The following is a 3,182-nucleotide window of genomic DNA, read 5'->3' on the forward strand; positions in this document are numbered from 1 at the left end:
GTTCAGGTCGATTTTCGTCTTGCAGGGACCATCGATGGACAACGGCGCCACAATGCATCTTGCCGTTTCGCTGTTTGCGGGAACCGCCGATCCATCACCGGAGCCGGAATTCAGCCGCCTGGCTGGTTTCGTGCAAAAGGCCGAAGCAGCTGGGCTGGACATGGTGTTCCTTGCCGATTCCGTGCCGGCTTCGAGTAACGATGCAGCAAGTAGGCAGATGCCCTTCGAAGCGACGACGTTGCTGGCCGCACTGGCCACAGTGACTACCAGGATCGGCCTCGTTGCCGCTGCCTCGACAATTGCCCACCAGCCCTACAATCTGGCGCGCCGTTTTGCTTCACTCGACATCATCAGCCATGGCCGCACCGGCTGGAACGCGACCATGGCGCAGAATCCGCGCGAAGCGGCCAATTTTAGCCGGCCGGAGGGGTTTTCATCAGGCGATTTCCGCCGCCGCACCGGAGAATATATCGACATCGTTCAGGGCCTGTGGAACGGCTGGGATGCGGACGCGCTCCTGTTCGACCAGAGCGGCGGCCGCTTCCACGATCCCAAAAAGATGCACCTGCTTGAGCACAAGGGCGAGTTCTTTTCCGTGCGCGGACCGCTGAACGTCGCACGGTCGCCACAGGACACGCCGGTGCTGGTCTTGTCGGGCCTGCGGGAATCCGACTTCGATATTGCCGCCCGCACCGCCGATGTCATCCTGCTTGACGACGAACCGATCGAGAATGCGCAAGCACGCTATGACGAACTGAAGCGCCGCGTCGCCGCCTGCGGACGCGATCCGGATGCCGTGAGGCTTCTGATGAATATCTCGCTCGTCACCAATGGCACCGCCAAGCCGACCATTGCCGACAGCATGGAAAAAGGTTTCCGGGCGAAAAACTGCGACGGGTTTAACATCCTGATGCCGGCACAACTCTCAGCACTCAACGATTTCGTCGATCTGGTCTTGCCGGCGCTGCGGCTGCGTGGCCTGTTTCGAGAGAACTATCGCGGGACAATTTTGCGCTCGCACCTCGGGCTTGCCGGCGGAGGTGACCAATGACCGCTGGCCAGATGAAGCTCGGCGCCTTCCTATGGGCGACAGGTCATCACATCGCCGCCTGGCGCCACCCCAAGGCACACGTGACCGCCGGCATCGACATCGACCATTACATCCAGCTGGCACGCACAGCGGAGGCGGCGAAATTCGACATGGTGTTCTGCGAGGACGCCGCCGGCCTGCGCGAAGCCAATGTCGGTATCGCCAGCCAGACATCGCGCTCGATCGGTTTCGAGCCGATCAGCCTGCTTTCGGCGCTCGCCGCCCAGACCAGCCGCATCGGCCTCGTCTCAACAGCCTCGACAAGCTACAACGAGCCCTATGGGCTGGCGCGAACCTTCCTGTCGCTCGACCATCTGAGCGGCGGCAGGGCCGGCTGGAACCTGGTCACCTCGGCCAGCCCCATCGAAGCCGCGAATTTCGGCTCGACCGGCTTGCGTCCGCATGCCGACCGTTATGAGCGCGCGCGTGAGTTCGCCGAAGTGGTTGCCAGGCTTTGGCGTGAGAAGCTCGGCTCTGGCCACGACGGCCAGAGCTTTTCGGTTCGCGACCCGCTTGACCTGCCACGCTCGCCGCAAGGCGCGCCGGTGATGGTCCAGGCCGGCGCCTCGGATGTCGGCCGCGACCTTGCCGCCCGCACCGCCGATGTGGTGTTCACGGCGGCGCAGACCTTCGAGGAAGCCAAGGCCTTCTATGACGATCTCAAGGGGCGCATGGCCACCTATGGGCGCGAGCCTGACGACATCAAGATCATGCCCGGCGTCGCGCCAGTTGTGGCGGAGACCGAGGCGAAGGCCCGTGAAAAATACGAGGAATTGCAGGAGTTGATCCCCGACGATGTCGGCGTTGCGCTTTTATCCAGTTATCTCAGCATCTCCGACCTGTGGCGCTATCCGATCGATGGGCCGCTGCCGGAACTGCCGGAGAGCGAGGGGATGAAGAGCCGGCAAGCGCTGGTCATAGAGCAGTCCCGCCGCGACAATCTTTCCATTCGCCAGCTCGCCCGCCATTTTGCCGGCGCGCGCGGCCATTGGCGCATTGTCGGCACAGCGGCCCAGGTCGCCGACGAGCTGCAGGCGCGATTCGAAGGTGGCGCGGCTGACGGCTTCAACGTCATGCCCTCTTACTTCCCCGGCGAACTCGATGCCTTTGCCACGCTCGTTGTGCCGGAACTGCAGCGGCGTGGCCTGTTCCGGACGGACTACGAGGGCCGCACATTGCGCGACCATCTGGGTCTGAAACGGCCGGCATGAGCATGCGTGGGCCTATGCTTCGTCCATCATTCGGGCGGTGCCTGAAACCCTGATCGAACTTCCGGGCGTTGGCGGAATGTCAGCGTGCAGACGCGAGCGCATGCCCATGTCCTCGCCTTGCACGACATCGATCGCGCCGCCATGCGGCCAGCCAATGTCACGCAGATAGCCGGCGAAGGCGGCCGTCGAGGCACCTGTCGCCGGATCCTCATAGACGCCGCCGGAGGCAAACGGATTGCGCGTGTGGAAAAGCCGTGGCGTTTCCACATAGGCCAGCAGGATCGTCACCAACCCTTCTCGCCGCATCAGCGCTTGCCCGGCTTTCAGATCGTAGCTCATGGCGGCCAGCGCCTGCCGCGACTTGAGGGCAAGCACAAGATGGTCTGCGCCGCCATGGATCAGCGCCGGTGGAATGGCCGGATCGAGATCGCTGGAGGTGTAACCGAACAACGCCAGCGCTTCGGAAATCAGCTCAGGCGAGGCCGGTTTGCTGCGTGTCGGTGGCGACTGCAGCGCGGCAGCGACATTTACACCATCGCGAAACCCTTCGACGGTTATGCTGGCCTGGTTCAGGGTCAGCGGGAAAACTCCATCGCCAAACTGCCGGACCAGCGCCGCACCAAGCGCGATGGTGGCATGCCCGCAAAAGGGAACTTCCGTTTCCGGCGAGAAATAACGGACCCGCCAGCCGTCGCCTTCAGGAGCGGCAAAGGCGGTTTCCGAGAATCCGACCTGCGCCGCCAGAAGCTGCATGTCGGCCGCATCGGGCAAGATATCGCTGATCAAGACTCCGGCAGGGTTGCCGCCGGTGTTGCCATCCGAAAAGGCCGCGATTTTCAAAACGTCCATATGCCTTCGCCCATGCTGCAAGGCCGGTGGAT

The 3,182-nt window shown here is 63.2% G+C and carries 3 protein-coding genes; 2 read left to right on the plus strand and 1 reads right to left on the minus strand.

Annotation, left to right across the window (positions count from 1 at the left end):
• Nucleotides 1–34: 34 nt before the first annotated feature.
• Entirely contained in the window at nt 35–1,051 is a 1,017-nt protein-coding gene (locus tag EN935_RS28405) for an LLM class flavin-dependent oxidoreductase (protein ID WP_127264385.1), read from the plus strand.
• Nucleotides 1,048–2,301 (plus strand): LLM class flavin-dependent oxidoreductase, encoded by a 1,254-nt coding sequence (locus EN935_RS28410; protein ID WP_127264383.1) that lies wholly within the window; start codon nt 1,048–1,050, stop codon nt 2,299–2,301. Before EN935_RS28405 ends, EN935_RS28410 begins: the two co-directional genes overlap by 4 nt.
• Before the next feature lie 12 nt (nt 2,302–2,313).
• Here EN935_RS28410 and EN935_RS28415 read toward each other — a convergent pair whose 3' ends face one another.
• On the minus strand, nt 2,314–3,150 hold the full coding sequence (locus tag EN935_RS28415; protein ID WP_127264381.1) for a PhzF family phenazine biosynthesis protein: 837 nt from the start codon (nt 3,148–3,150) through the stop codon (nt 2,314–2,316).
• Nucleotides 3,151–3,182 lie beyond the last annotated feature (32 nt).

Origin of the sequence: Mesorhizobium sp. M7D.F.Ca.US.004.03.1.1, assembly GCF_003998635.1 — a bacterium.
GTDB classification, from domain to species: Bacteria; Pseudomonadota; Alphaproteobacteria; order Rhizobiales; family Rhizobiaceae; genus Mesorhizobium; species Mesorhizobium loti.